Raw genomic sequence first — 25,677 nt, 5'->3', positions numbered from 1 at the left:
CTGTCCGATGTCAGAGCGAGTGCTGATACCGCTCCATGATCACCTCGGCGACGCGCGGGTCGGCGCCGAGCGGGGCCGAGACGACATCGGCACCGGAGCGACGGACCAGTCCGGTGAAGAATCCCGGAGCGAGCATGTGGCTGGCGGCGATGACGCGCGTCGCACCGTCGGCTCGAGACGAGGACACGGCCTCGGCGAGGCGCGGACCCGCACCGGACGCGTACCCCACCGTGACCGGTGCCGGCACCAGGCGACGCAGGTTCTCCGCTGCCGCGTCCACATCGGCGGCGGCGGCCGGGTCGCTGGATCCGGCCGCCGCGAGCACCACGCTGTCACCCGGCCGCCATGCGCCCCGTACTGCGGCGCGCAGCCGGGTCGCGAGCACATGTGCGATCAGCGGATGCGTACCCAGCGGATCCGTCTGGCGAGCGGGCGCGTGAGCGGCCACCGCGCTGGCGATGTCCACCGCGGTGTGGTGTCCCGAGGAGAGCAGCAGCGGGACGACGACCGTGGTGTCGCTGCGGCTCTCTCGCGCGACGACGACGTCGACCCGCGGCGACTGCACATCGACGAACGCGGGCACGACCCGGACCGCCGGCATCCGATCCTGCACGAGTGCGACCAGCCGTGAGACCGTCGCGCGGCCCTCCGGCGAGCTCGTGCCGTGCGAGCAGGCGATGAGTGTCGTCATTCCGGTTCCTCCGTCGTCAATCGATATCCGCGCTTGGTCACCGTCTGCACCGTGTCGCCGCCGCCGAGGCGATCACGCAGGCGGGCGATCGCCATCTCCACGGCATGGGCGCGTTCGCCGCCCCGTGGCAGTGCATGCCCCAGCTCCTCCCTGCTGAGCACCCGGCCGCGGGCGTCGAAGAGCGCGCCGAGGATGCTGGCCGATGCGGGTGACAGCCCGATGAGACGACCGTCCAGCACCGCCCCGGCGCTGCGCACCTGCAGCTCCCCCGCCGCCGTCGCCAGCCGGGGCTCACGGCCGCTGTAGTGCTCCACCACGCTGCGCACGAGCGAACCGAGCCGGCCGCGTGCGGCGATCCGGGTCGGCAGGTCGACGTCGTCGAGGGGCCCGGCGGTGATCGGACCGACCGACGCGAGCAGCAGTCTGCCGCTGTACGCGCGCTCCCGGATGCGATCGAGCACTCCCTGGCTCTCGGCGATGCGCACCCACTCGCGGGCTCCGGGCGCGGAGGTGAACAGCACGGCATCCACGCCCCCTGCGGCGGTCTGCAGCACCGATCGCCGGACGACGTCCGGGTCGGGCGGCGGCCCCCAGCGGTACACGGTGAGCGGCACGACCTGTGCGCCGTGTCGCTCCAGCTGCTCATCCAGGTCATCGGCGCCCGCGCCATGGTGCTGGACGGCGATCCTGCGCCCGGCCGCACCGTCGGCGATGAGGTACTCGGCCACCTCGGCGGAGGTCTCGGACTCGGCGACCCAGTCGGCCGTGAATCCGGCCTGCTGGATCGCGCCGTGCGCCTTGGGGCCGCGGGCGACGAACCGCGCGCCCGCCAGAGCGTCGGACAGGCTGGCGTGAAGATCGTTCTGGTCGACGGCATCCATCCAGCCGCGCAGACCCACTCCGGTCGTCACGACGACGATATCCGGCGGCTCAACGATGAGTTCTCGGGTGCGTGTGATCAGTTCGTCGTCATCGATCGCGGGGATGATGCTGAGTGCAGGAGCGCAATGGACGACGGCCCCGCGACGCTCCAGCGCGGCGGCCAGATCGGCGGAGCGACGGTCGGCGGCGATGACGATCACGCAGCCCTCCAGCACGGCGTCCGGGCCAGGGCGCGCGGTCACGCGGAAGCCGCCCGGACGAAGGGCCCGTCCGGCAGAAGGAGCCCTGCGCGCGCGACATCTCCGATCACGATCACGGCGGGGTTGCGCAGCCCGATCTGCTGAGCATCCGCGACCGCGCGACCTAGGGTCGAGCGCGTCGTGCGCTGCTGCGGTGTGTGTCCGCTCTCCACGAAGGCGATCGGACGGTCCGCCGCGACGCCGTGCCGCAGGGCGTCGGAGACGATCCGCGGGAGCGCCGCGACGCCCATCAGCACCACCGTCGTCACCGTGGGGTCCGCCATCGCGGCCAGCGTGGAGACCTCCATGGCACCCTGCCCGTTGACCACGTGGAACGCTGAGGCGACGCCTCGATGCGTGACCGGGATGCCCGCGGCCTGAGGCACCGCGATGGCGCTGGACGGCGCAGGCGTCACGTCCACGGCGACCCCCGCTTCGAGGCACGCCTGCATCTCCTCGCCGCCCCGTCCGAACACGAACGGGTCTCCGCCCTTCAGACGCACGACACGGCGGCCGGCGGTCGCGTGCTCGACGATGATGCGGTTGATCTCCTCCTGAGGCACGGGATGATGACCGGGCCGCTTGCCCACATCGATCACCTGCACATCCGCGTCGAGACCGCGCATGACCTCGGCGGCCGGTCCGAGCCGGTCGGTCACGATGACGTCGGCCTCGGCGATCAGTCGCCGTGCGCGCACGGTCATGAGATCCGCCGGACCCGGGCCTCCCCCGACCAGATCCACCCGCCCGGTACGGGCCGGACGCCGACGCCGCAGCGGCAGGCTCCCCGTCGCGATGAGGTCGTCGATCGCATCGCGCACGGCGGCCGAGCGGCGAGGATCGGCGCCGTGCGTACTGGTGACGGCGACAGTCACGTCACCGGTGTCCAGCTGCGCCGTCATCCGCGCGGAGCCGTGCTCTCCGTTGCCGGCGCTGATGCAGATCACGCGGCGGCGCTCGCACAGACCCACGACGCGGCTGTCCGTGCCCGCGTCGCCGGTCGCGACGTGCACGAGCCAGGCACCGGCGAGGTCGCGGGCGCGGAAACGGCACGGATGCCAGGTCGCACCGTGCTCGCGGACGAGACGTGCGGTCTCAGGGTGCAGCTGCGGGGCGACCACGCGCACCACGGCGCCCTCGTCGACGAACCGACGCAGCCGCCTGGCGGTGACCAGACCGCCCCCGACGAGAAGCACCTCGCGACCGGCGAGCGAGACGCCCAGCATCAGCGTCATGCCGCCTCCGCCACGACCTGGGTCAGCTCCTGCGTCAGGTCCAGGAGAACATCGCCGTCCCGCTCCACGACCGCCCAGACCCGGAGCGATGCCGGCTCTGCTCCCTTGGTGTCCAGGCACAGCCCGGTGCGCAGGTCGAAGACCTGCTTGTGCAGCGGTGAGGCGATCGTGGGCGCGTCATCGCGGGTTCCCACGATCCCGCGGGACATCACTTGCGCGCCGGTGTAGGGATCGCGATTGGACACGGCGTGCAGCGTCCCGTCGGCGAGGCGGAACAGGGCGATCTGCGTGGAGCCGAACAGCGCGGCGCTGCCGCGCTCCACCTCCAGGTCGCTCACGGCGCACACGCGCACCAGCGTCTCGACATCCGCTGTGATGGTCATCCCCGTACCTCCAAGGTCGTTCCTGCGATGAGCACGCCACCGGCGGCTCGTTCATCGGCCGTCGCCGGCCGCACCTGTCCGCGCTCGGCGACGTACGCGAGCGAGGGATCGGGAGTGTCCGCGGCGTTCACGAACGAGCTGAAGCGCCGAAGCTTCTCGGGATCGCGCAGCGTCGCCGCCCATTCGTCCTCGTACCGCTCGACGTGCCGAGCCATCGCGGCATCCAGATCCGCGCAGATGCCCAGCTCGTCGTCGAAGATCACGCTCTTCAGCCCGTCCAGTCCGCCCTCCAGCTCCTCGCACCACGGTGCGGTGCGCTGCAGCCGGTCGGCGGTGCGGATGTAGTACATGAAGAACCGGTCGATCGCGCGGATCAGCCCGTCGTCGTCCAGGCCGGATGCCAGCAGCTGCGCATGCCGGGGCGAGAAGCCGCCGTTGCCGCCGACGTACATGTTCCAGCCGTCCTCCGTGGCGATCACCCCGACGTCCTTGCTGCGGGCCTCCGCGCACTCGCGGGCGCATCCCGAGACGCCGACCTTCAGCTTGTGGGGCGCGCGCAGGCCCCGGTAGCGCAGTTCGAGCTGCACGGCCATGCCCACCGAATCGAGCACGCCGTACCGGCACCACGTGGAGCCGACGCAGGACTTCACGGTGCGCAGCGCCTTGCCGTAGGCCTGACCCGACTCGAACCCGGCGCCCACCAGGCGGCCCCAGATCGCCGGGAGCTGCTCCAGCCGCGCGCCGAACATGTCGATGCGCTGGCCGCCGGTGATCTTCGTGTACAGGCCGTAGTCGTCGGCGATGCGCCCGATGGCGATCAGGCCCGCAGGGGTGACCTCGCCTCCGGGCATCCGCGGCACGACCGAGTACGTCCCGTCCTTCTGCATGTTCGCCATGACGTGATCGTTCGTGTCCTGCAGCGCGGCGTTCTCGCCCTCGAGAACGTGCTCGCCGACCAGCACGGCCAGGATGCTCGCCAGCACGGGCTTGCAGATGTCGCAGCCGCGCCCGCGGCCGAACCGGGCGATGATCGAACTGAACGTCGTCAGCTCCGACACGCGCACCGCGTCGAAGAGCTGCCGCCGCGACAGGTCGAAGTGCTCGCAGAGGGCCGTGGATGCGACCTGGCCGGTCTTGGCGAGCTCCTGGCCGACGATCTTGGAGACCATGAACACGCACGAGCCGCACGTGGCGCCCGCCCGCGTGCAGCTCTTCACCGACGTGGCGTCGGTGCAGCCCTCCTCGTGCACGGCCTGTCGGATGCGGCCGGCGGTGACGTTGGCGCAGGAGCACACCACCGCGGCATCCGGAAGTTCGCCGACGGGCGCCTCGGTGAGCCCCTCCGGCAGCAGGTAGGCGGCGGGATCACCGCCGAGGGCGGCTCCCACGAGCGGGCGCAGCGCACCGTACGCGGATGCATCGCCGACGAGGATGCCGCCCAGCAGCGTCTTCGCGTCGTCCGAGAGCACGAGCTTCTTGTACACGCCGGCGATGGGATCGGTGTAGACGACGTCGAGGGCGTTCGGCGTGGTGGCCATCGCATCCCCGAAGCTGGCGACGTCGACGCCGGACAGCTTGAGCTTGGTGGAGTCGTCGTAACCGGGGAAAGACGCTTCGCCACCGCGCAGCACCGCGGCGGCGACCTCGGCCATCGCGTACCCGGGAGCCACGAGGCCCACCGAGCGGCCGTCGAAGCTGGCGACCTCGCCGATGGCCAGGATCCGGTCGTCCTCGGTGCGGCAGGAGTCGTCGATGAGGACGCCGCCGGTGCGGTGCAGCGCGAGTCCGGCGTCCGCGGCGAGTTCATCTCGAGGCCGCACGCCGACGGTGAAGACCACCACGTCGGCGTCGACGGTGTCACCGTCCTGGAACTGCACGGCGCCGACGGCGCCGGTTTCGTCGGGAACGAGCGCCGTGGTGCGGCTCCCGGTCCGTACGGTCAGCCCACGCGCCTCGATGAGGCGCTGCAGCATGCCGCCTCCGGCGACGTCGAGCTGGGCCGACATCAGCCGGTCCGAGGACTGCACGACGGTCGCCGCGACGCCCATCCCCTGCAGCGCCCCCGCGGCCTCCAGCCCGAGCAGGCCCCCGCCGATGACGACGCCTCGCAGCGTCCGTCCGAGCTCCGCGGTACGCGCCTGCACGTGGCCGCGCAGCTGCGTCACGTCCTCCAGGGTCCGGTAGACGAAGGAGCCGGGCAGCTCGTGGCCCTGCACGCTCGGACGCGATGCATACGAGCCGGTCGCGAGGACCAGGGCGTCGTAGGTGTGCGCGTCGCCGGATCGAGTGCGCACCGTGCGGGCCGCGCGGTCGATGCTCACCACGGGGTCTGCGGTGAGCAGGGTGACGCGCTGGTCGTCGAACACGGTTCGGTCGAGCGTGAGCGTCTCCGGAGTCGCTCCGGTGAAGAAGGAGGTCAGCCCGACCCGGTCGTAGGGCGCATGCTGCTCCTCGCCGATCACCGTGACAGCCCATCGGCTGTCGGCGCCGCTGAGAAGACTGTCCACGAAGCGGTGCGCCACCATCCCTGCGCCGACCACGAGAATGCGGGCGGGAGTCATGAGTTCGACGGTCATCGGTCCCCCTCTTTCGTTGTGATGACGCTACGGAGGCCGTGTTTCGCGAACCGACGAGTCCGCGTTACGCGCAGGGAACGATTCCCTCACAAAGGGGTAACGAAGATGTGAGGGCCCTCGCCGGTAGGCTCGCAGGGGCGGCATCGCCGCAGGACGGAGACAGGGACACGATGGCGGTACGCGGTACTCGCGGCGCACAGCGCACGCGCACGGATGCCGAGCGGGCGCGGCTCTACGCCGCCCGGAGGCAGTGGAACGAGAAGCAGGGATCCCGGCGTCGCCGGGACACCGTCATCGCTGTGATCGCGGGCGGCCTGATCGTGATCGGTGCCGTGGTCAGCCAGACGCTCCACGCACAGGTGACCGCCCCCGCGCCGTCACCGACTCCTTCAGCTCCGGTCGAGACGACGACGTCCTCGCCCGTTCCGACCACTCCCGCCTCCACCCCGCTGCCCACGCAGACGCCCGGCGAGTGAACTAGGCTGAGCAGCGTCCCTTTCCACTCCCGCGGAACGACCGCGCAAGGAGAACACCGTGTCTGACGACAACGCCCCCAAGCCCACGCCGCCCGTACCCGGTCCGCCGCGCCTGGCCATGCCCCGCATGGCCGCGGCTCCCGCAGCTCCCGTCGCCGCAGCGGCACCCGTCTCATCGGATGCCGCCGAGTGGGGACGCGTGACCGACGAGGGCACCGTCGAAGTCCGCGAAGGCGAGGACTGGCGCGCCGTCGGGCAGTACCCGGACGGCACCGCCGACGAGGCGCTGGCCTACTACGCCCGCAAGTTCGACGACCTGGCCGTCAAGCTCGGCACGCTCGAGACCCGCGCTCAGGGCGGCGGCAGTTCGGCATCCGATCTCACCAAGCAGGCCACGCATCTTCTCGGCGAGGCCAAGGATGCAGCCGCCGTCGGCGACCTGGTCGGTCTGCGCACCCGCATCGAGAGCCTGATCGCATCCCTCTCCGAGGCCACCGCCAGGGAGGCGGAAGCCGCGAAGGCGGCCCTCGACGAGGCCATCGCCGAGCGCACGAGCATCGTCGAGAAGGCCGAGGCCATCGCCGCGCGCGATCTCGAGAAGGTGCAGTGGAAGCAGGTCACCGTCGAGATGACCGAGCTCTTCGACGCCTGGCAGGCGCACCAGCAGAACGGGCCGCGTCTGTCGAAGGGCACCGCCCAGCAGCTCTGGAAGCGCTTCCGCGACGCCCGTTCGACGGTCGACAAGGCCCGCCGCTCGTTCTTCTCCGAGCTCGACGACGTGCACCGCGCCGCTCGCGACGTGAAGTCGCGCCTGGTGGAGCGTGCTGAGGCGCTTGCATCACGCGGCGTGGACGGGATTCCCACGTACCGCAACCTGCTCGACGAGTGGAAGGCCGCCGGTCGTGCCGGACGCAAGGCCGATGACGCGCTGTGGGCGAAGTTCAAGGCGGCCGGCGATGCACTCTACGCCGCTCGCGCTGAGCAGTCCGCGGCCGAGGAAGCCGACTCCGCACCGCGGATCGAGGAGCGCGAGGCGCTCCTCGTCGAGGCGAAGGCCGTCGCCGACGAGGCCGACCTCAAGCGCGCCCGCGCTCTGCTGACCCGCATCCAGCGGCAGTGGGACGACGTGGGTCGCATCTTCCCGCGTGAGAAGGAGCGTGCGCTCGATGACCGCATGCGCACGATCGAGCAGGCGCTCAAGTCTCGCGAAGAGGTCGACTGGAAGCGCAACAACCCCGAGACCAAGGCCCGTGTCGGCGACATGAGCTCGCAGCTCCTCGAGGCGATCGAGAAGCTCGAGGACGAGCTGGCCGCGGCTGAGAAGGCCGGCGACAACAAGGCCGTCAAGGAGGCGACCGAGGCGCTTGCCGCCCGCCGCACCTGGCTGAGCGCCCTCGGCGGCTGACCCCGGCGCCACCGCGTTATCCACAGTGTGAGCCGCGCTCGCCCCTCACCGGGCGGCGCGGCTCATACTTTTCTCATGCATCCCGCCCTGTTCTACCGCCCCGGCGACCGGCTCACCGCCGTCGAGCTGGGTGCGGCACGGCTCGACGGCCACGTCATCGAGGTCGGCGAGGGGTACATGCCGATGGACACCGTGGAGGGAGCGGATGCCAGGGCGACGAGCATCGCCCATCTGGTTCCGGCGAACACGGCCGCATGCGGTCCCACCGCCGCATGGATCCACGGCGCGGGCGACTCGCCTCCGATGCTGCACCACGTGCGCCGCACGAGTGCGACCCGGCTCCGCTCGGTCACCGTTCCCCGTGTGGTCTACCACGAGGGACGCGCGGCACCGGACAGCGTTCAGACCATCGCGGGCGTGCACGTGACGGGGGTGCTGCCGACTGCGATGGAACTGCTCTTCGATGCGGCTCTCGCGCACACCGACGCGCCCTGGCTGCGCGCGCTGCTGCTGGTGGAGCCGGAGCTCCTCGCCGACGTGCGCGTCAGGCTGGAGGCCACTCCGCGCCGTCCGGGGCGCCGCGGCGCCGTGCAACTGGTCGACGCGCTCGTCGCCGCCGGTGGCGTCAGGAGGTCGTGACGCGGTACACGTCGTAGACCGCGTCGATGCGTCGCACGGCGTTGAGGATGCGGTCCAGGTGGACCGAGTCGCCCATCTCGAACACGAAGCGGCTGAGGGCCAGTCTCTCGTCGGTCGTCGTGACCGAAGCGGAGAGGATGTTGACGTGGTGCTCGCTGAGCACGCGCGTGACGTCCGAGAGCAGGGCCGAACGGTCGAGTGCTTCGACCTGGATCTGCACGCGGAAGACGCTCTTGGTGGTCGGCGCCCATTCCACTTCGATGAACCGCTCGGAATCCGCGCTGAGCGCCTTCACGTTGACGCAGTCCTGACGGTGCACCGAGACGCCGCTGCCCCGTGTCACGAAGCCCACGATCTCATCACCCGGGACGGGCGTGCAGCACCTGGCCAGCTTGACGAGGATGTCGGAGGCACCGCGCACCAGGATGCCGGAGTCGGAGGTGCGGTTCTCCCGCGCGGGCCCGCGGGCCGGCAGCTGGATCGCACCCGTCGAGGTGTCCGGCTCCACGGCCACCAGCGCTGTGACCTTCTCGAGCACCGACTGCGTGGAGATGTGTCCCTCGCCGACCGCCGCGTACAGGGCGGAGACGTCCTCGTAGCGCAGCTGCGTGGCGACCTCGGAGAACGACTCCTGGCTCATCAGACGCTGCAGTGGCAGGTTCTGCTTGCGCATCGCGCGCGCGATGGCCTCCTTGCCCTGCTCGATGGCCTCCTCGCGGCGCTCCTTAGTGAACCAGCCGCGGATCTTGTTGCGTGCGCGCGTGCTCTTGACGAATCCGAGCCAGTCCTGGCTGGGACTGGCATCCGGATTCTTCGACGTGAACACCTCGACCACGTCGCCGCTCTTCAGTTCGGTCTCCAGCGGCACCAGGCGGCCGTTGACCTTCGCGCCCATCGTGCGGTGACCGATCTCGGTGTGCACGGCATAGGCGAAGTCCACGGTCGTGGCCCCTGCCGGCAGACCGATGACACGGCCCTTCGGCGTGAAGACGTAGACCTCCTTGGCACCGATCTCGAACCGCAGCGAGTCGAGGAACTCACTGGGGTCGGCGGTCTCGGCCTGCCAGTCGGAGATGTGCGCGAGCCAGGCCATGTCGGTGTCGCTCTTGCGCGGATCGACCTTGCCGCCGTTCATCCGCTCCTTGTACATCCAGTGCGCCGCGACGCCGAACTCGGCCTGCTGGTGCATCTCGTGCGTGCGGATCTGGATCTCGACCGTGCGGCCGGAGGGCCCGATGACGGTCGTGTGCAGCGACTGGTAGAGGTTGAATTTGGGGGTGGCGATGTAGTCCTTGAACCGGCCGGGCAGCGGTGTCCAGCGCGCGTGGATGGCGCCGAGGACGGCGTAGCAGTCGCGCACCGAGTTGACCAGGACGCGGATGCCGATCAGGTCGTAGATGTCGTCGAACTCGCGACCGCGGACGACCATCTTCTGATAGACGGAGTACAGCTGCTTGGGCCGGCCGAAGACCTTGCCGCGGATGCGCAGCTCGTGCAGATCCTCATCGATGGCTTCGATCACCTGCTGCAGATACTTCTCGCGCTGCGGGGTCCGCTGGGCGATCAGACTGTTGATCTCGGCGTAGATCTTCGGGTGCAGCACCGCGAAGGAGAGATCCTCGAGCTCGGACTTGATCGTCTGGATGCCGAGACGATTCGCCAGCGGGGCGTAGATCTCGAGCGTCTCCTTGGCCTTCTTCGCGGCCTTCTCCGGCGGGACGAAACCCCAGGTGCGCGCGTTGTGCAGCCGGTCGGCCAGCTTGATGAGCAGCACGCGGATGTCCTTGGACATCGCGACGATCATCTTGCGGACGGTCTCGGCCTGCGCGGACTCGCCGTACTTGACCTTGTCGAGCTTGGTGACGCCGTCGACCAGCATGGCGACCTCGTCGCCGAACGCGTCGGTGAGCTCCGTCAGCGCGTAGCCGGTGTCCTCGACGGTGTCGTGCAGCAGAGCGGCGGCGACGGCGCGGGGACCCAGCCCCAGATCGGCGAGGATCTGTGCGACCGCGAGCGGATGCGTGATGTAGGGCTCACCGCTCTGACGCACCTGACCGGCGTGCTTGTCGCGTGCGACCCGGTATGCGCGTTCGATGATCGGCAGGTCGCCTCGCGGGTGGTTCGCGCGGACCGTGCGGATCAGGTTGTCGAGGTCGTTGACCCGAGGCGCGCGCGAGAAGATCCGAGGTACCAGCCGACGCAGGCTGGAACCCTGCGATGTGACCTGCGAATCCGCCATCTGCACTCCTGTTCCCGATCCATCCTACGCGGGCGAGGGCCCTTCCCCGCCGAAGCAGGATCAGCCCCGCCCGCGTGGGATCAGGCGTTGACAGCGGAGCGCTCGCGCTGCTCCATGACCTTCTTGTCGTGCGCGATGAGGGCCGGCTCATGCTCGCGGAAGGCGGCGTAGAGCGGCGCTGCCACGAACAGCGTGGAGTAGGTCGCGACCAGGATGCCGACGAAGATCGACAGCGAGATGGACGTCAGAGTCTCTGCACCGAACCAGAGCGCGCCGATGAAGAGGATCGCTCCGACGGGAAGAGCCGCCACCACTGAGGTGTTGATCGATCGGATCAGCGTCTGGTTCACGGCCAGGTTCACCGACTCGCCGAACGTCCGCGTCGTCTGGTTGACGTCCTCGGCGGTGTTCTCACGGACCTTGTCGAAGACGACCGTGGTGTCGTACAGCGAATACGCCAGGATCGTCAGGAATCCGATCACCGCCGCCGGCGAGATCTCGAACCCTGCGAGGGCGTAGATGCCGACCGTGATGATGAGCACGTCGAGCAGGCCGATGATCGACGCCGCGGACATCTTCCAGGTGCGGAAGTAGATCCCGAGGATCAGGAAGGTCAGAGCGAGGAAGATCGCCAGGCCCCACAGCGACTGTCGGGTGACGTTCGCACCCCAGGCCGGGCCGATGAAGGAATCCGCGACCTCGTCGGCCTTCACGTCGAAGGCATCCGCGAGGGCGGCCTTGACGAGCTGGGTGTCCTTCGGGCTCATCTGGTCGGTCTGGACGCGGACGTCCTTGTCGTTGACGATGACGACCTTGGTGGTGGCGTCGGAGACCACCGAGCGGACGGCCTCGGTGGCCAGGCTCTGATTCCGCGACGAGGGGTCGACGACCATGAACTGGGAGCCGCCGGTGAACTCGATGGAGAACTGCACCGGCCGGAACAGCGGCACGAGAGCGGAGCCGACCACCAGCAGAATCGCGATGACGAACCACAGCTTGCGCCTGGCGACGAACGGGAAGGACGTCTTGCCGGAGTACAGGTTGTTGCCGAACTCATTCATGGAGAACATCAGGAGTCGGAGTCCTTTCCGGCATCCTTGGATCCGTAGGCGGCGAATGATTCTGCGCGTTTGCGCTCGGCGATGGTCTGCCGCTTCTCGGCCTCACCGCGTGCGCCCTTCGCGCGGGCGGCGCGGCCGGTCGAACCGACGGTCACATCGCGGAACTGCGCGCGGCCCCGGTACACGGCCCCCAGCGAATGCGGGTCCAGACCGGACAGCTTGTGTCCGCCGCCGAAGAAGCGCGTGCGGGCGAGCAGCTGCATGACGGGGTGCGTGAAGATCACGAAGATGAACACGTCGATCAGGGTCGTGAGACCCAGGGTGAACGCGAAGCCCTTCACCGTGGCGTCCGCGAGGATGAACAGCACCACGGCCGCCAGCACGTTGATCGACTTGGAGATGTAGATCGTGCGCTTGGCGCGACCCCAGCCGTCCTCGACGGACGCGGTGATCGACTTTCCGTCACGCAGCTCATCGCGTATTCGCTCGAAGTACACGATGAACGAGTCGGCGGTGAATCCGATGGACACGATCAGACCCGCGACACCGGCGAGCGAGAGTCGGAACCCCATCCGCCAGGCGAGGATCGCGATGATGATGTACGTCAGCACGCCCATCACGGCAATCGAGGCCATGATCACCCAGCCGAGTGCCCGGTAGGTGATCAGCGAGTACAAGGCCACCAGGGCGAGACCGATCAGACCCGCGATGAGCCCGTACTGCAGCTGCTGCGAGCCGAGCGTCGCGGAGACGGTGTCCGAGCTCTGCACGGTGAAGCTCAGCGGCAGGGCGCCGTACTTGAGCTGATCGGCGAGGGCCTTCGCGCTCTCCTGGGTGAAGTTGCCCGAGATGCTCGGCTTGCCGTTGAGGATGGCCGCCTGCATGACGGGCGCGGAGATGACCTTGCCATCCAGCACGAACGCGAACTGGTCGCGCGGGCTGAGGTTCGCGAGGCGGTTGGCGTTCAGCCGCTGGCTGATCTCGCCGAAGACCTTCGTCCCCTTGGCATCCATCTCGAGGTTGACGGTCCAGCGGCCGGACTGCTGCTCGCGACCGGCGGTGGCGTCGTTGATGACGGTGCCGTCCAGCTCCATCGGGCCGAGGATGTACTTGGCCGAACCGTCGGACTCGCACGCGATGAGCGGTTCGTCCTCGGGCGCGTTGCCGTCGCGCTCGGCGTTGCAGTCGAAGGCGAGGAGTTCGGCCTGGAGCTTGGGGGTCACCCAGTTCGGATCGGAGTCATCCGTCGGCTTGACCGTCGGCGTGGCCTGCAGCGACGCGTCGGGGGTCGGGTACGGCGTGCTCTTGCCGTCCTCGCCGGCGAACTCGGTCGCCGGCGCTGCAGTCTGGATGACCGCACGGAACTCGAGCTTGGCACTGGCCTGGATGCGGTCGCGGGTCTGCTGGTCGGCGGGCCCAGGGATCTGGACCACGATGTTCCGACCGCCCTCAGTGGTGATGTCCGCCTCGGCGACGCCCGAGGCGTCGACGCGCTGGCGGATGATCGAGACGGCCTGGTTCAGCTGCTCCTGCGAAGGGGCGGATCCATCGGGCGTCGCCGCCTCCAGGATGATCTGCGTTCCGCCCTGCAGGTCGAGCGCGAGTTCAGGAGCCCATGCACTGGCGGCCTTGCCCGCGTCCGTCTTGAACACATAGACGCCCAGCGAGTTGATGCCGAACAGCACCGCCGTGACGATGAGCAGGCCGAGGAGGACCCGCCAGGCATGGCGAGTCGGGGATGTGGATGCCACGTGGTTCCGCTTTCCGCGAGAGTAGACGCCGTGCGTCAGTTGTCGTTGTTGCGCTCGAGACGCGCCTTGGTCTCTTCCGGCGTCTCCACCTGGATCGACTCGATGCCGTCCGCGGGAGCATCCTCCACGACCTCGGCCTCGTCCTCGTCGTCCTCATCGGCCTCATCCGACTCCAGATCCTCGGTCGGCTCGACGATGCGAAGGATCGACTGGCTGTGCACCTCGATCACCACACCGGGGGCGAGTTCGATCTCTGCAGGCTTGTCGAGGTCGACCGGGTCGTAGGACACGACCGTGCCGTACAGGCCGCCCTGCAGCAGCACCTTGGCGCCGGGGACCGTCTTCGTCGCCTTCTCCTCCTGCTGCGCCTTCATCTGCTTCTGACGCTTGCGGCTGTTCAGGAACATGAACACGAGCATCACGGCGAGAAGACCGAAGAGGATGATTTCCATAAGAGCGAGAGCCTTTCGAGGTGCACGCCGAACGCGGCGGTGCGTGAGGAGGGGGGAAGTCTTCAGTGATTATAGGTCATCGAACAATGCCGCACCCTCGGGGTGCTTCACGCCCAGGTGCGCGTACGCCTCCGGCATCGCGATCCGCCCGCGCGGCGTGCGCCCGAGGAAACCGATGCGCACGAGGAACGGCTCGACGACGCTCTCGACGGTCTCCGCCTCTTCACCGACGGCCACCGCGAGCGTGCTGAGCCCCACGGGCCCACCGCGGAAACGGCGCACCAGGGCGTCCAGCACGGCGCGGTCCAGTCGGTCCAGCCCGATCGGGTCGACGTCGTACAGCTCCAGCGCGGCACGCACGTCCGCGATCGAAGCCACTTCCCCGCCGCCGTGCACGAGCGCATAGTCGCGCACGCGGCGCAGCAGTCGGTTCGCGATGCGCGGCGTGCCACGCGATCGGCGGGCGATCTCGACCAGTGATTCGTGCGGCAGTGAGACGCCGAGCACCCCGGAGGAGCGGGCGATGACCCGCTCGAGGTCGGATTCCTCGTAGAACTCGAGGTGACCGGTGAACCCGAATCGGTCGCGCAGCGGATTCGGGAGCAGGCCGGAGCGTGTGGTCGCCCCCACCAGCGTGAACGGCGCGAGATCGAGCGGGATGCTGGTGGCGCCGGCGCCCTTGCCGACCATGATGTCGATGCGGAAGTCCTCCATGGCGAGGTACAGCATCTCCTCGGCGGAGCGCGCCATGCGGTGGATCTCGTCGATGAAGAGGACCTCACCGGGCGTGAGGCTTGACAGCAGGGCCGCAAGATCCCCGGCGTGCTGAATGGCAGGTCCGCTGCTCAGCCGCAGGGGGCGCCCGCTCTCGTGGGCGACGATCATGGCGAGGGTGGTCTTGCCGAGTCCGGGAGGCCCGGCCAGCAGGATGTGGTCGGCCGGGCGGTCCTGAATGCGGGCCGCCTCGAGCAGCAGCTGCAGCTGCCCGCGCACCTTGGGCTGCCCGACGAACTCCCCCAGGCTCGTGGGGCGCAGTGCGCCCTCGATGGCCAGCTCTGTCTCGTCGACCGCCTCAGCGGCGTCGCGCGCCTCGTGCTCAGCCACGCTTGACACCAGGCCCCATGGCGGCGAGAGTACGGCGCAGCAGTGCGGGCACGGACTCCCGCTCGGCATCCGTCGCACCCTCAGCGACCTCGGCGGCGGATTCCACCGCGACCTTCTCGGTCCAGCCGAGACCCACGAGAGCCGCTACGACCTGGTCGACCACGCTGTTCGGGGCGGTCGCCGGCGGCGAGCTCGTCACGCGGGCATGCACCTTGCCGGCGAGTTGCACGACGATGAGCTTCGCGGTCTTCGGCCCGATGCCGGACACTCGCCGGAACGGCGCGTCGTCCTCCCCTGTCACCGCCTCGGCGATCTGGTCGACCGTGAGGTGCGACAGGACTCCGAGGGCGGATTTCGGGCCCACACCGGTGACGCTGAGCAGTTGTCCGAAGATCTCCAGCTCGTCGCGGTCGGCGAATCCGTACAGCGTCAGGGCGTCCTCGCGGACGATGAGGCTGGTGTGCAGCCGCAGCTGCTCGCCCTCGGTCGCGATGTGAGCCACGTCCGCCGGCACGAACACCGACAGCCCGACGCCACCCGTCTCGATGATGACGCGGTCGGATGCCGTGTGCAGCACGATGCCGCGCAACGAGGAGATCATGTCCCCAGCCTACCGAGGACGCCGACACTCCCCGGCGATTGACAGGCGCCCCGCCGCCCAATACTGTACCGGTAAATACCCGACCTCAAGGAAGAGCGGTTACGTGATCGATCACCCTTCGGCGAATGCTCGACCGCGTCGTTTCACGTTCCACGACTCGAGCAGTCGTCACCACCTCGACTGCCTGCTCACCAACCGCGAATCGCCCCTCGACCCGACCGAGCAGCCGCTGCATGATGTGCTCGGCCATCGAGTCGTTCCCGGGATCGATGGTCGTCAGACGCGGGATGAGGTAGTCGCCCTCCAGGTCGTTGTCGAATCCGATCACCTGGACCTCGTCGGGGACGCGCACCCCGAGATCGACGAGCGCCCGCAGCACGCCCATCGCGGCGGCATCGGTCAGCGCGAAGACGCCGTCGAACGGCACGCCCTCCTCGTGCAGCCGCATGATCTCCTGGTACCCGTCGACCGTGGTGAACGACGCTGCAACGCCGATGAGTCGGTCGTCGACCGGGATTCCCGCGAGCTCGTGAGCACGGCGGTAACCGCGCGCTCGCAGGGTCGGCATGCTGATGCCGAGTCGGCCTCGGCATCCGCCGACCAGGGCGATGCGGGTCGCGCCGCCCTCGATCAGGTGGGTGGTGGCCAGTTCCGCACCGCCCACGTTGTCCATCATCACGTGATCGAACGGACCGCTCAGTCGACGCTCACCCAGCAGGACCATCGGGGAGCTGATCTCCGCGGCGATCACGTCGGAGATGTCGAGTTCCACGGGGCTGAAGACGATTCCGTCGTAGGAGCGCATGCGGTCCGTCGCCAGCGCGGCGAGTTCGCCCTCACGGCTGGCGCCCGTGCGTTCGAGGATCACGTGGTAGCCCTGCGCTCGGGCCAGCGTGTCCAGTCGTGCGGTCAGATGCGCGTAGTACGGACCGTCCAGGTGCGGCACGAGCAGCCCGAAGGTGCCGCTGCGCCCGGCGCGGAAATGACGGGCGGCGTCGTTCATCCGATAGCCCAGTCGCTCGGCGGCATCCAGCACGCGAGCCCGCGTCTCCTGGCTCGCACCGGCCCGGTCGTTGATGACGTTCGACACCGTCATCTTCGAGACTCCCGCCTCGCGCGCCACTTCCCTCATCGTCACCACGCCGTCCATCATGCCCCGCCACGCCCCCGAATGCACAGCGCCGGGTCCGAAGCGCCGTCGTCGCAGAGAAAGAGCACCACCGCATGAAGAAGCTTCTCTACAACCAGCGCCTCGCGCCGTATCTCTTCATCCTCCCGTTCGTTCTCACGCTGCTGATCTTCTGGCTCGTTCCGGTCGGACGCTCGGTGGTGATGAGCTTCCAGGAGGTGCTCTACGGCCAGGCGACCTTCATCGGCACGCGGAACTACGAACGGCTCTGGCGCGACCAGGTCTTCTGGAAGGCGATGTTCAACAGCATCCGCTACATGGTGCTGACCCTCATCGTGCTGGTCCCGATCCCGATGATCCTCGCGGCGATCATCAACTCCAAGCTCGGCAGCGTGCGTATGAAGAACTTCTTCAAGTCATCGCTGTTCGTACCCGCGCTGACCTCCGTCGTCGTGGCCGGCATCGTGTTCCGGCTCATGTTCTCCGAGACGGACTCGGGGCTGATGAACCAGGTCGTCTCGTTCCTCGGCTTCGGCCCGGTGCGCTGGTTGCGCGAGGACCTCACGGGCCTGTTCGCGCTGCTGCTCCTGGCCCTCTGGCGCTGGGCGGGAGTGAACACGATGTACTTCCTCGCCGGCATGCAGGCGATCCCCTCGGAGTACTACGAAGCGGCATCCATCGACGGCGCGGGGAAGATCCAGCAGTTCTTCAACGTGACCCTGCCCGGCCTCAAGCCCACCATCGTGTACGTCACGACCATCAGCGTGTACGGCGGGCTGGCCATGTTCCTGGAGAGCTTCATGCTCTACGCCGGCAACAACTCCCCGAACAATCAGGGCCTCACGATCGTCGGATACCTGTACCGCAAGGGCATCCAGGAGAACGACCTCGGCTTCGCCTCCGCCGTCGGCGTCGTACTGCTCGTCCTCGTCCTCGTGATCAACCTCACCCAGCTCACCGCCACGGGCACGTTCAAGAAGGAGTCCGCGCGATGACGACCCAGACCACGGTTTCGTCCGAGACCGACCGCACCATCGTCGTCGAGCGCCCGCGCATCTCGCGTCGCACGGCCGTTCTGATCCAGAGCGCGTTCCTCGTCCTGATCGCGCTGGTGTCGCTCGTGCCGATCCTGGCGATCTTCGTCGGGACGTTCCAGGACGGCAACGAGATCATCCGCAACGGGATGTCGTTCTCGTTCGACTTCTCCGAGCTCAGCCTCGACAACTATGTGATGCTGTTCACCGACTCCGGACTGTACTTCCAGTGGTTCTGGAACAGCCTCATCATCACCGTCATCCAGGTGGTGGGCACTCTGCTGATCAGCTCGTTCGTGGCCTACGGCTTCGCGATGTACGAGTTCCGGGGAAAGAGCCTCGGCTTCATCCTGGTGATCATTCTGATGACGATCCCCTTCGAGATGCTGATGCTGCCGCTGTACGTGCAGGTGAACGACATCGGCGCCGCCGACCAGTACTGGATCGTGGTGCTGCCGTTCCTGGCACAGGCGGTGACGATCTTCTTCTTCCGGCAGTACTTCCTCGGCGTGCCGCGGGAGATCCTCGAGGCCGGGCGGGTGGATGGGGTCTCGGAGTTCGGCATCTTCTTCCGCCTGGTCGCGCCGATCGCCCGACCGGCGTTCGCCGCCATGGCCATCCTCAACGGGATGACGGTCTGGAACACGTTCCTGTGGCCGCTGCTGGTGCTGCGCTCCCCCGACAAGTTCCTGCTCCCGATCGGCCTCAACACCCTGTTGACGCCCTACGGGAACAACTACGAGCTGCTGATCATCGGATCGTTCTTCTCCCTCATCCCGATCCTCATCCTCTTCCTCGCTTTCCAGAGGTTCTTCATCGACGGCATGACAGCCGGCGCGGTGAAGGGCTGAATCCGCACCCTGCACAGCACGACCAAGACAGAAGGAGCAACACAATGCGTATGCGAAGGATTCTGACCGCGACGGTCGCAGCCGGACTGGCTGCCGCCGCCCTGACCGGCTGCTCCAGCGGCGACGGCAAGACCGACGGCGACGTCATCGGAGGCGCTGACGCCCCCGAGAACGCCACCAAGCTCAACATGTGGGTCTTCGCCGAGCTCCACGCCGCCGTCTACGACGACATGGCGGTCAAGTGGAACGAGGCGAACCCCGACAAGCCGATCGATCTGGACGTCACCGTCTACCCCTACCAGGACATGCACGACAAGCTCCTGCTCGCGGTGAACGCGGGGCAGGGTCTTCCCGACCTGGCCGACATCGAGGTGGGCAAGTTCTCGAACTTCGTCAAGGGCGACAAGCCACCGCTCGCAGACCTCACCGAAGCCGCCCAGCCGTACGTCGACGACATCGTCCAGGCACGTCTGGACCTGTACAGCCGCAACGGCAAGATCTACGGCTACCCGACGCACGTCGGCGCGTTCGTCGCGTTCTACAACACGGAGCTCATGGATGCCGCCGGCGTCGACTACAAGACCATCAAGACGTGGGATGACTTCGAGAACGCCGGCGTCACGTACAACAAGGCGACCGGCAAGGCATTCAGCGTGGCGAGCACCGGCGTGTTCTTCACCGAGACTCTCGCGATCGCACAGAACGGCGGCCAGCTGTTCGCGGACGACGGACTCGGCGATGTCGCTGTGAACAGCCCCGAGGTCGTCAAGACCATGGAGATGTTCCAGGGGATGAAGGAGGCCGGAGCACTGTCGACGATCCCCGGCGGCAGCCCGGACAGCGAGGAGGCTTACGGCGCCATCAACAACGGCGACTACGCCGCGATCGTCTACCCGGCGTGGTACACGTCCCGCTACGTGGACTACATGCCCGACCTCGCCGGCAAGATCGCCATCGCCCCGGCTCCGCAGGTCGCGGGTTCGGACACGCTGACGATCGGCGGCGGCGGCACCGGCACCGCGGTCCTCGCCGGCGGGAAGCAGCAGGACCTCGCGTCGGAGTTCCTGGCTTTCGCGAAGCTCTCCCCCGAAGCCAACAAGGCGGTCTGGGAAGTGCTCGGATTCGACCCGGTGAACATGTCGCTCTGGGAGGACGACTCGATCACGCACAACCCGGAGAACAAGTTCAACAAGTACTTCGAGACGAACCTGTTCGACGTGCTGAACTCCGTGAAGGGCGGCATCGGCCACTTCACCTCGTTCTCGAACGAGAACCTGCCCGCAGTGGACAACCTGTTCCGCACCGTCGCGCTGAATGAGATCTACGAGAACGGCACGCCCGCCAAGGACGCGCTCGACAAGGCTCAGAGCGATCTGGAGAACGAGCTCGGACAGTAGCAGCACGCTGGACCCAACCCCTGGGCGGGCGGAACGACCCATGTCGTTGCGCCCGCCCTTCCCATACCCGCACCCGTATCCAGGAGCGAATCTCTCGTCATGTCATCTGCATCCATAACCGCCGATCCCGCCTTCGTCGTGGGCCCGGTCCGGCGCCGCACCTTCGGTGCGTTCGTCGAGCATCTCGGACGCTGCGTCTACACCGGCATCCACGACCCCGACCACCCGAGCGCGGACGAGGACGGCTTCCGTCACGACGTGATCGACCTGACCCGCGAGCTCGGTGTCTCCACCGTGCGATACCCGGGCGGCAACTTCGTCTCCGGCTACCGTTGGGAGGACGGCGTCGGCCCGGTGTCCGAACGCCCCGCACGGGTGGACCTCGCCTGGCACTCGACCGATCCGAATCTCGTGGGTGTGGACGAGTTCATGCGCTGGGCGACGAAGGCCGGGGTCGAGCCGATGATGGCCGTGAATCTCGGCACGCGCGGCGTGCAGGAGGCGCTGGATCTGCTGGAGTACTGCAACGTGCCGGGCGGCACGGAGCTGTCCGACCGGCGACGGGCCAACGGCGCCGAGGAGCCCCACCGCATCCGGATGTGGTGTCTCGGCAACGAGATGGACGGCCCGTGGCAGATCGGACACAAGACAGCCGAGGAGTACGCTCGCCTGGCGGCCGAGACCGCCCGCGCGATGCGCATGATGGATCCGGACCTGGAGCTGGTGGTGTGCGGCTCCTCCGGCTCGAAGATGCCCACCTTCGGTGCGTGGGAGCAGACCGTGCTGACCGAGGCGTACGAGCACGTCGACTACATCTCGGCGCACGCGTACTACTGGGAGCAGGACGGCGACCTCGGCTCGTTCCTGGCCAGCGCGGTCGACATGGACCGCTTCATCGATGCGGTCAGCGCGACCGCCGACGGGGTGCGTGCCGCCCGCAAGGACTCCCGCTCCATCCACATCTCCTTCGACGAGTGGAACGTCTGGTACCAGAACCGCGCCGAATCGCGTCCGCCGAGCGGTGACGACTGGCCCGTCGCACCGGTGCTGCTCGAGGACCGCTACAACGTCGCGGATGCCGTCGTCGTCGGCAATCTGCTGATCTCTCTGCTGCGGCACACCGACCGGGTGCATGCGGCGTCGCTCGCACAGCTGGTCAACGTGATCGCGCCGATCATGACCGAGCCAGGTGGACGGGTCTGGAAGCAGACGATCTTCCACCCGTTCGCCCTGACCTCGCAGTTCGCGAAGGGCGATGTGCTGCGCCTCGCGATCGAGTCGCCGATGGTCGACACGGCCAGGTTCGGCGAGGTGACAGCCCTGGATGCCGTGGCCACCTACGACGACGAGTCCGGCGACCTGGTCATCCTCGCCACGAACCGCTCCGCCACCGACGAGCTCACGCTGAACGTGGACCTGCGCGGCTTCTCAGGCTTGCGGCTCGTGGAGGCCATCACCCTGTCCAACCCCGACCACACCTGGTCGGCCACGGCTGATGACGACTCCTCGGTCGCTCCGCGCGACAACGGGACCGCGCGAGTCGTCGACCAACACGCCGGCGTCGAACTGCCGCCGGTCTCGTGGACGATGCTCCGTCTCACGCGGGCGACGCACTGACCCCGGGCGGTCGGCGAATCGCGCCTCAGCGAGTGCGAGCGCTCCGCTCAGCCGCTGCCCAGGCGCGCTGGGCGGGCGTGAGCGCCGCTCCGGAGGGCGACGCGCCGGCCGCACCCCCTCGCCACGCATGGCAGAGCGCGATCGCCAGAGCATCCGCGGCATCCGCGGGCTGCGGCGGTGCATCCAGGCGAAGGATCCGCGCGATCATCGACTGCACCTGACGCTTGTCGGCGGAGCCGTAGCCGGTGACCGCGGCCTTGACCTCGCTGGGCGTGTGGGTGGCAGCGGGCAGTCCCGCCTCGGCGGCGATGAGCAGGGCGACGCCGGATGCCTGGGCGGTGGCCATCACGGTCTGCACGTTGTGCTGCGCGAACACGCGCTCCACGGCGACGGCGTCGGGCCTGTGCTCCTCGATGACCGCGCGGATGCCTGCGGCAACCGCTGCCAGTCGCACCGACAGGTCGGCATCCACGGGCGTTCGCACGACACCGACGTGCACGAGGGTGGCTCGTCGTCGGCTGTCGACGTCGACGATGCCGACACCGCACCGGGTCAGGCCCGGGTCGATCCCGAGCACGCGCAGAGAGCTCACTCCCCCAGGCTACGGGCGCGAAACGGCCCCGGACGCAGGCGCGCCCGGGGCCGCTGCTTCGACCGGCTCAGCAACCCATGGGTCCCTGAGCCCGTCGAAGGGCCTACTCGTCGTCGCTCTCCAGCTCGGCCTGCACCTCGGGGCTCAGGTCGAAGTTCGTGAACACGTTCTGCACGTCGTCGCTGTCCTCGAGGGCGTCGATGAGGCGGAACACCTTGCGCGCCGTATCGGCGTCGATCTCGACCTTGAGATTCGGGACGAACTCGACGTCCGCGGACTCGTAGTCGATGCCGGCCTCCTGCAGCGCGGAGCGCACCGTCACCAGGTCGCTGGCCTCGGTGATGACCGCGAAGCCATCGGCGTGGCCCTCGATCTCCTCGGCCCCCGCCTCGAGCGTCGCCTCCATGACGTCGTCCTCGGTGGTGCCCTCGGAACCCACGACGATGACGCCCTTGCGGGTGAAGTTGTAGGCGACCGACCCGGGGTCGGCGAGCGTTCCGCCGTTGCGGCTCAGCGTCGTGCGCACCTCGGCGGCGGCGCGGTTCTTGTTGTCGGTCAGACACTCGATCATGAAGGCGACGCCGTTGGGGCCGTATCCCTCGTACATGATCGAGGCGTACTCGACCGACTCGCCGCCGATGCCGGCACCGCGCTTCACTGCGCGGTCGATGTTGTCCTTGGGGACAGAGGTCTTCTTCGCCTTCTGCACCGCGTCGAACAGCGTCGGGTTGCCGGCGAGGTCGGCGCCGCCGAGCTTGGCCGCGACCTCGATGTTCTTGATGAGCTTTGCCCACGCCTTGGCGCGACGCGAGTCGATGACCGCCTTCTTGTGCTTGGTCGTAGCCCACTTGGAATGCCCGGACATATATCTCCGCTCGTCTTATCCGCCCCGGAGCAGCGCCCAGGGCATCGTCCAGTCTAACGACTCACCGCCGCCGGCGAATTCAACCCTGCATTCCGGTGGTGCCGGAGTGGGCCTGTCGCACGGTCACGACCGGCGTTAGGCTCCCCGCATGGACATGCTCTCGAGCGCCCGGATCGCCGCCGCCGGCCTGATGGACTGGCGCAAGCTCGCACAGGGGCTGCACGCCCGCTACGCGGTGCCGGACTATGCCGAGGCCGTGCGTCTGATCGCGGCGATCGCGCGGGCCGGCGAGTCGCTCGACCATCACCCGCACACCACGATCGGCGACGGTTACGTGGACCTGAAGCTGGTCAGCACGGATGCCGTCCACCGGGATGCGGAGGGTGTGGAGCACATCGTCGAGTGGGTCACCGAGAAGGACCTCGCCCTGGCGCGGGCCATCACCGAGATCGCCGTCGCGCACGGACTCGTCGCCGACTCCTCTGCGGTGTCGCAGCTGGAGTTGGGTCTGGACACCGTGCACTCCGACAGGATCGCCCCGGTGTGGGCCGCGCTGCTCACCGGCGACGCCGCGTCGCAGGGGCGGGGCACGCCCGGCGACGAGATCAGGGACGCCACCGACCGCGTCCCGCATCTGTGGTTCGGCGACGGCGACGAGGCAGGGCAGAGGATCCACATCGAGGTGTACATCGCCCCCGAGCGGATGGCGGATCGGCTCGCCGCCGTGCAGGCCGCGGGCGGCACGGTCGTCGACGACGAGGATGCACCGGGCATGATCGTCATCGCGGACCAGGACGGGAACCTGGGCGTGCTGTGCGCGGATTTCTCCGCCGTCGCATCGGACGCGTCGGCGCCGGACTGAGGTCAGACGCTGACGTCAGGCGTGCGCCGTGACCCGGTCCAGGAACCGCTGGTGGAAGCGCGGCTCCCCACTCAACTCCGGATGGAAGCTGATCCCCAGCAGGTTTCCCTGCTCGACGGCGACGACTCGGCCGTCCTCGAGCGACGCCAGCGCCGTGGCATCCGCTCCGACCTCCTCGACCACGGGCCCGCGGATGAAGGTGGTGTGCACGGGGTCGGGGCCGAGTTCCGGGATGTCGAGATCCACCTCGAAGGATTCCGTCTGCCGGCCGAACGCGTTGCGGCGGACGAGCGCATCCAGACCGCCGAAGGTCTGCTGACCATCGATGCCGTCCGCCAGACGATCGGAGAGCATGATCAGCCCGGCGCACGTGCCGAACATCGGCATCCCGCCACGGATGGCCTCCCGGATGGGATCGGCCAGCCCGAACATCCGGGACAGCTTGTCCATCACCGTCGACTCGCCGCCGGGGATCACCAGTCCGTCGACCTGCGCGAACTCCTCCGGGCGCCGGACGCGCACGACTTCGGCCCCGAGATGCTCCAGCAGGGCGACGTGCTCGCGCACATCGCCCTGCAGCGCGAGCACGCCGACGCGGGCTTCTGCCATCGGTGCTTACCAGCCCCGCTCGGCGAGCCGGTGCGGTGCGGGCAGGTCGGAGACGTTGATGCCGACCATGGCCTCGCCGAGGCCTCGGGAGACCTCCGCGATGACCTTCGCGTCGTCGTAGAACGTGGTGGCCTTCACGATCGCGGCGGCGCGCGCGGCCGGGTCGCCGGACTTGAAGATGCCGGAGCCGACGAACACGCCGTCGGCGCCGAGCTGCATCATCAGCGCGGCATCGGCGGGCGTCGCGACGCCACCGGCGACGAACAGGACGACGGGCAGCGTGCCCGTCTCGGCGATCTCGGCGACCAGCTCGTAGGGCGCCTGCAGCTCCTTGGCGGCGACGTAGAGCTCGTCCTTGGACAGCGAGCCGAGGGCGGCGATCTCACCGCGGATCTTGCGGATGTGCTTCATCGCCTCGGAGACGTCGCCGGTGCCGGCCTCGCCCTTGGAGCGGATCATCGCCGCGCCCTCGTTGATGCGTCGCAGCGCCTCGCCGAGGTTGGTCGCACCGCACACGAACGGCACCGTGAAGGGCCACTTGTCGATGTGGTTGACGTAGTCCGCCGGCGAGAGCACCTCGGACTCGTCGATGTAATCGACGCCGAGCTCCTGCAGCACCTGCGCCTCGACGAAGTGACCGATGCGGGCCTTCGCCATCACGGGGATGGAGACCGAGGAGATGATGCTGTCGATCATGTCGGGATCGCTCATGCGCGACACGCCGCCCTGCGCGCGGATGTCGGCGGGCACTCGCTCGAGCGCCATGACGGCGACGGCGCCGGCGTCCTCGGCGATCTTCGCCTGGTCTGCCGTGACGACGTCCATGATGACCCCGCCCTTCAGCATCTCGGCGAGACCGCGCTTGACGCGCTGCGATCCGGTGGTGGGTGTCTGCTCGGTGGAAGCCATCGTGTCTCCTCGGCGGGGATCAGGTGAGTACAAACAGTTCATTGACCTATGTCAAAAGATAGCACCATAGAATCAAGG

24 protein-coding genes are annotated in these 25,677 nt (G+C 68.4%); 8 read left to right on the top strand and 16 right to left on the bottom strand.

Features of this window, described 5'->3' with window-relative positions:
- Positions 1-10 precede the first annotated feature (10 nt).
- The 5 genes from QF046_RS02330 to nirB are packed head-to-tail and all read right to left on the bottom strand — an operon-like array spanning position 11 to position 6,006.
- The gene (locus QF046_RS02330; protein ID WP_307365807.1) at positions 11-691 is read right to left on the bottom strand and encodes a sirohydrochlorin chelatase; all 681 of its coding nucleotides are present in this window, start codon (positions 689-691) and stop codon (positions 11-13) included.
- On the bottom strand, positions 688-1,815 hold the full coding sequence (locus tag QF046_RS02325) for a uroporphyrinogen-III synthase (protein ID WP_307365805.1): 1,128 nt from the start codon (positions 1,813-1,815) through the stop codon (positions 688-690). Before QF046_RS02325 ends, QF046_RS02330 begins: the two co-directional genes overlap by 4 nt.
- On the bottom strand, positions 1,812-3,047 hold the full coding sequence (cobA, locus tag QF046_RS02320) for a uroporphyrinogen-III C-methyltransferase (protein ID WP_307365802.1): 1,236 nt from the start codon (positions 3,045-3,047) through the stop codon (positions 1,812-1,814). The genes QF046_RS02325 and cobA overlap by 4 nt, the downstream gene beginning before the upstream one ends.
- Entirely contained in the window at positions 3,044-3,430 is a 387-nt protein-coding gene (gene nirD / locus QF046_RS02315; RefSeq protein ID WP_307365800.1) for a nitrite reductase small subunit NirD, read from the bottom strand. The genes cobA and nirD overlap by 4 nt, the downstream gene beginning before the upstream one ends.
- Positions 3,427-6,006, bottom strand: a complete 2,580-nt coding sequence (gene nirB, locus QF046_RS02310; RefSeq protein WP_307365798.1) for a nitrite reductase large subunit NirB — start codon at positions 6,004-6,006, stop codon at positions 3,427-3,429. Before nirB ends, nirD begins: the two co-directional genes overlap by 4 nt.
- A 170-nt stretch (positions 6,007-6,176) precedes the next feature.
- Here nirB and QF046_RS02305 point away from each other — a divergent pair, with 170 nt between their 5' ends.
- From QF046_RS02305 to QF046_RS02295, 3 genes are all read left to right on the top strand, one after another.
- Entirely contained in the window at positions 6,177-6,482 is a 306-nt protein-coding gene (locus tag QF046_RS02305) for a hypothetical protein (RefSeq protein WP_307365795.1), read from the top strand.
- Between the two features lie 58 nt (positions 6,483-6,540).
- Entirely contained in the window at positions 6,541-7,887 is a 1,347-nt protein-coding gene (locus tag QF046_RS02300; RefSeq protein WP_373425644.1) for a DUF349 domain-containing protein, read from the top strand.
- A 75-nt stretch (positions 7,888-7,962) separates the two neighbouring features.
- A complete protein-coding gene (locus QF046_RS02295) occupies positions 7,963-8,526 on the top strand; it encodes a hypothetical protein (RefSeq protein WP_307365793.1) in 564 nt (187 codons plus the stop codon).
- On the opposite strand, the gene QF046_RS02290 is transcribed toward QF046_RS02295, so the two are convergent.
- The 7 genes from QF046_RS02290 to QF046_RS02260 all read right to left on the bottom strand — a co-directional run bounded on the left by QF046_RS02290 (position 8,513) and on the right by QF046_RS02260 (position 16,866).
- Positions 8,513-10,765 (bottom strand): bifunctional (p)ppGpp synthetase/guanosine-3',5'-bis(diphosphate) 3'-pyrophosphohydrolase, encoded by a 2,253-nt coding sequence (locus QF046_RS02290; protein WP_307365791.1) that lies wholly within the window; start codon positions 10,763-10,765, stop codon positions 8,513-8,515. The two genes, QF046_RS02295 and QF046_RS02290, sit on opposite strands and share 14 nt — an antisense overlap.
- Before the next feature lie 80 nt (positions 10,766-10,845).
- Positions 10,846-11,835, bottom strand: a complete 990-nt coding sequence (gene secF / locus QF046_RS02285; protein WP_307365788.1) for a protein translocase subunit SecF — start codon at positions 11,833-11,835, stop codon at positions 10,846-10,848.
- A complete protein-coding gene (gene secD / locus QF046_RS02280) occupies positions 11,835-13,577 on the bottom strand; it encodes a protein translocase subunit SecD (RefSeq protein ID WP_307365786.1) in 1,743 nt (580 codons plus the stop codon). Before secD ends, secF begins: the two co-directional genes overlap by 1 nt.
- Positions 13,578-13,612: 35 nt before the next feature.
- Positions 13,613-14,029 (bottom strand): preprotein translocase subunit YajC, encoded by a 417-nt coding sequence (yajC, locus tag QF046_RS02275; RefSeq protein ID WP_307365784.1) that lies wholly within the window; start codon positions 14,027-14,029, stop codon positions 13,613-13,615.
- A gap of 69 nt (positions 14,030-14,098) precedes the next feature.
- Positions 14,099-15,133, bottom strand: a complete 1,035-nt coding sequence (gene ruvB, locus QF046_RS02270; RefSeq protein WP_307365782.1) for a Holliday junction branch migration DNA helicase RuvB — start codon at positions 15,131-15,133, stop codon at positions 14,099-14,101.
- Positions 15,126-15,734, bottom strand: coding sequence for a Holliday junction branch migration protein RuvA (gene ruvA, locus QF046_RS02265; RefSeq protein WP_307365779.1), 609 nt, complete (start codon positions 15,732-15,734; stop codon positions 15,126-15,128). Before ruvA ends, ruvB begins: the two co-directional genes overlap by 8 nt.
- Positions 15,735-15,819: 85 nt before the next feature.
- Entirely contained in the window at positions 15,820-16,866 is a 1,047-nt protein-coding gene (locus QF046_RS02260; protein ID WP_307372638.1) for a LacI family DNA-binding transcriptional regulator, read from the bottom strand.
- Positions 16,867-16,958: 92 nt separating this feature from the next.
- On the opposite strand from QF046_RS02260, the gene QF046_RS02255 reads away from it, so the two are divergent.
- The 4 genes from QF046_RS02255 (at position 16,959) to QF046_RS02240 (ending at position 21,762) form a co-directional block, all read left to right on the top strand.
- The gene (locus QF046_RS02255; protein ID WP_307365777.1) at positions 16,959-17,858 is read left to right on the top strand and encodes a carbohydrate ABC transporter permease; all 900 of its coding nucleotides are present in this window, start codon (positions 16,959-16,961) and stop codon (positions 17,856-17,858) included.
- A complete protein-coding gene (locus QF046_RS02250; RefSeq protein ID WP_307365775.1) occupies positions 17,855-18,748 on the top strand; it encodes a carbohydrate ABC transporter permease in 894 nt (297 codons plus the stop codon). The genes QF046_RS02255 and QF046_RS02250 overlap by 4 nt, the downstream gene beginning before the upstream one ends.
- A gap of 44 nt (positions 18,749-18,792) precedes the next feature.
- Positions 18,793-20,145 (top strand): ABC transporter substrate-binding protein, encoded by a 1,353-nt coding sequence (locus QF046_RS02245; RefSeq protein WP_307365773.1) that lies wholly within the window; start codon positions 18,793-18,795, stop codon positions 20,143-20,145.
- 99 nt (positions 20,146-20,244) lie between these two features.
- Positions 20,245-21,762 carry an alpha-N-arabinofuranosidase gene (locus QF046_RS02240; protein WP_307365771.1) on the top strand — a complete coding sequence of 506 codons (1,518 nt, stop codon included), beginning with the start codon at positions 20,245-20,247 and terminating at the stop codon, positions 21,760-21,762.
- A 25-nt stretch (positions 21,763-21,787) separates the two neighbouring features.
- Here QF046_RS02240 and ruvC read toward each other — a convergent pair whose 3' ends face one another.
- Together ruvC and QF046_RS02230 are read right to left on the bottom strand one after the other, a co-directional pair.
- Positions 21,788-22,354, bottom strand: a complete 567-nt coding sequence (ruvC, locus tag QF046_RS02235) for a crossover junction endodeoxyribonuclease RuvC (protein WP_307365769.1) — start codon at positions 22,352-22,354, stop codon at positions 21,788-21,790.
- Positions 22,355-22,457: 103 nt separating this feature from the next.
- Positions 22,458-23,219 carry a YebC/PmpR family DNA-binding transcriptional regulator gene (locus QF046_RS02230; protein WP_307365766.1) on the bottom strand — a complete coding sequence of 254 codons (762 nt, stop codon included), beginning with the start codon at positions 23,217-23,219 and terminating at the stop codon, positions 22,458-22,460.
- Between the two features lie 148 nt (positions 23,220-23,367).
- On the opposite strand from QF046_RS02230, the gene QF046_RS02225 reads away from it, so the two are divergent.
- A complete protein-coding gene (locus QF046_RS02225; RefSeq protein ID WP_307365765.1) occupies positions 23,368-24,081 on the top strand; it encodes a 4a-hydroxytetrahydrobiopterin dehydratase in 714 nt (237 codons plus the stop codon).
- Between the two features lie 15 nt (positions 24,082-24,096).
- On the opposite strand, the gene pdxT is transcribed toward QF046_RS02225, so the two are convergent.
- Both pdxT and pdxS read right to left on the bottom strand, forming a co-directional pair.
- Entirely contained in the window at positions 24,097-24,690 is a 594-nt protein-coding gene (pdxT, locus tag QF046_RS02220) for a pyridoxal 5'-phosphate synthase glutaminase subunit PdxT (RefSeq protein WP_307365763.1), read from the bottom strand.
- 6 nt (positions 24,691-24,696) lie between these two features.
- Positions 24,697-25,599, bottom strand: coding sequence for a pyridoxal 5'-phosphate synthase lyase subunit PdxS (pdxS, locus tag QF046_RS02215; RefSeq protein ID WP_307365760.1), 903 nt, complete (start codon positions 25,597-25,599; stop codon positions 24,697-24,699).
- Positions 25,600-25,677 lie beyond the last annotated feature (78 nt).

Source organism: Microbacterium sp. W4I4, from assembly GCF_030816235.1.
In the GTDB taxonomy this organism is placed as follows: domain Bacteria; phylum Actinomycetota; class Actinomycetes; order Actinomycetales; family Microbacteriaceae; genus Microbacterium.
This window is presented reverse-complemented; position numbering and strand designations above follow the sequence as displayed.

Bases quoted from the DNA above. Each gene is read 5' to 3' on its own strand.
- QF046_RS02330 (WP_307365807.1), bottom strand. From the start codon at position 691: ATGACGACACTCATCGCCTGCTCGCACGGCACGAGCTCGCCGGAGGGC.
- cobA (WP_307365802.1), bottom strand. From the start codon at position 3,047: ATGACGCTGATGCTGGGCGTCTCGCTCGCCGGTCGCGAGGTGCTTCTC.
- nirD (WP_307365800.1), bottom strand. From the start codon at position 3,430: ATGACCATCACAGCGGATGTCGAGACGCTGGTGCGCGTGTGCGCCGTG.
- nirB (WP_307365798.1), bottom strand. From the start codon at position 6,006: ATGACCGTCGAACTCATGACTCCCGCCCGCATTCTCGTGGTCGGCGCA.
- QF046_RS02305 (WP_307365795.1), top strand. From the start codon at position 6,177: ATGGCGGTACGCGGTACTCGCGGCGCACAGCGCACGCGCACGGATGCC.
- QF046_RS02295 (WP_307365793.1), top strand. From the start codon at position 7,963: ATGCATCCCGCCCTGTTCTACCGCCCCGGCGACCGGCTCACCGCCGTC.
- QF046_RS02290 (WP_307365791.1), bottom strand. From the start codon at position 10,765: ATGGCGGATTCGCAGGTCACATCGCAGGGTTCCAGCCTGCGTCGGCTG.
- secF (WP_307365788.1), bottom strand. From the start codon at position 11,835: ATGTTCTCCATGAATGAGTTCGGCAACAACCTGTACTCCGGCAAGACG.
- yajC (WP_307365784.1), bottom strand. From the start codon at position 14,029: ATGGAAATCATCCTCTTCGGTCTTCTCGCCGTGATGCTCGTGTTCATG.
- ruvA (WP_307365779.1), bottom strand. From the start codon at position 15,734: ATGATCTCCTCGTTGCGCGGCATCGTGCTGCACACGGCATCCGACCGC.
- QF046_RS02260 (WP_307372638.1), bottom strand. From the start codon at position 16,866: ATGAGGGAAGTGGCGCGCGAGGCGGGAGTCTCGAAGATGACGGTGTCG.
- QF046_RS02255 (WP_307365777.1), top strand. From the start codon at position 16,959: ATGAAGAAGCTTCTCTACAACCAGCGCCTCGCGCCGTATCTCTTCATC.
- QF046_RS02250 (WP_307365775.1), top strand. From the start codon at position 17,855: ATGACGACCCAGACCACGGTTTCGTCCGAGACCGACCGCACCATCGTC.
- QF046_RS02245 (WP_307365773.1), top strand. From the start codon at position 18,793: ATGCGTATGCGAAGGATTCTGACCGCGACGGTCGCAGCCGGACTGGCT.
- QF046_RS02240 (WP_307365771.1), top strand. From the start codon at position 20,245: ATGTCATCTGCATCCATAACCGCCGATCCCGCCTTCGTCGTGGGCCCG.
- QF046_RS02230 (WP_307365766.1), bottom strand. From the start codon at position 23,219: ATGTCCGGGCATTCCAAGTGGGCTACGACCAAGCACAAGAAGGCGGTC.
- QF046_RS02225 (WP_307365765.1), top strand. From the start codon at position 23,368: ATGGACATGCTCTCGAGCGCCCGGATCGCCGCCGCCGGCCTGATGGAC.
- pdxT (WP_307365763.1), bottom strand. From the start codon at position 24,690: ATGGCAGAAGCCCGCGTCGGCGTGCTCGCGCTGCAGGGCGATGTGCGC.
- pdxS (WP_307365760.1), bottom strand. From the start codon at position 25,599: ATGGCTTCCACCGAGCAGACACCCACCACCGGATCGCAGCGCGTCAAG.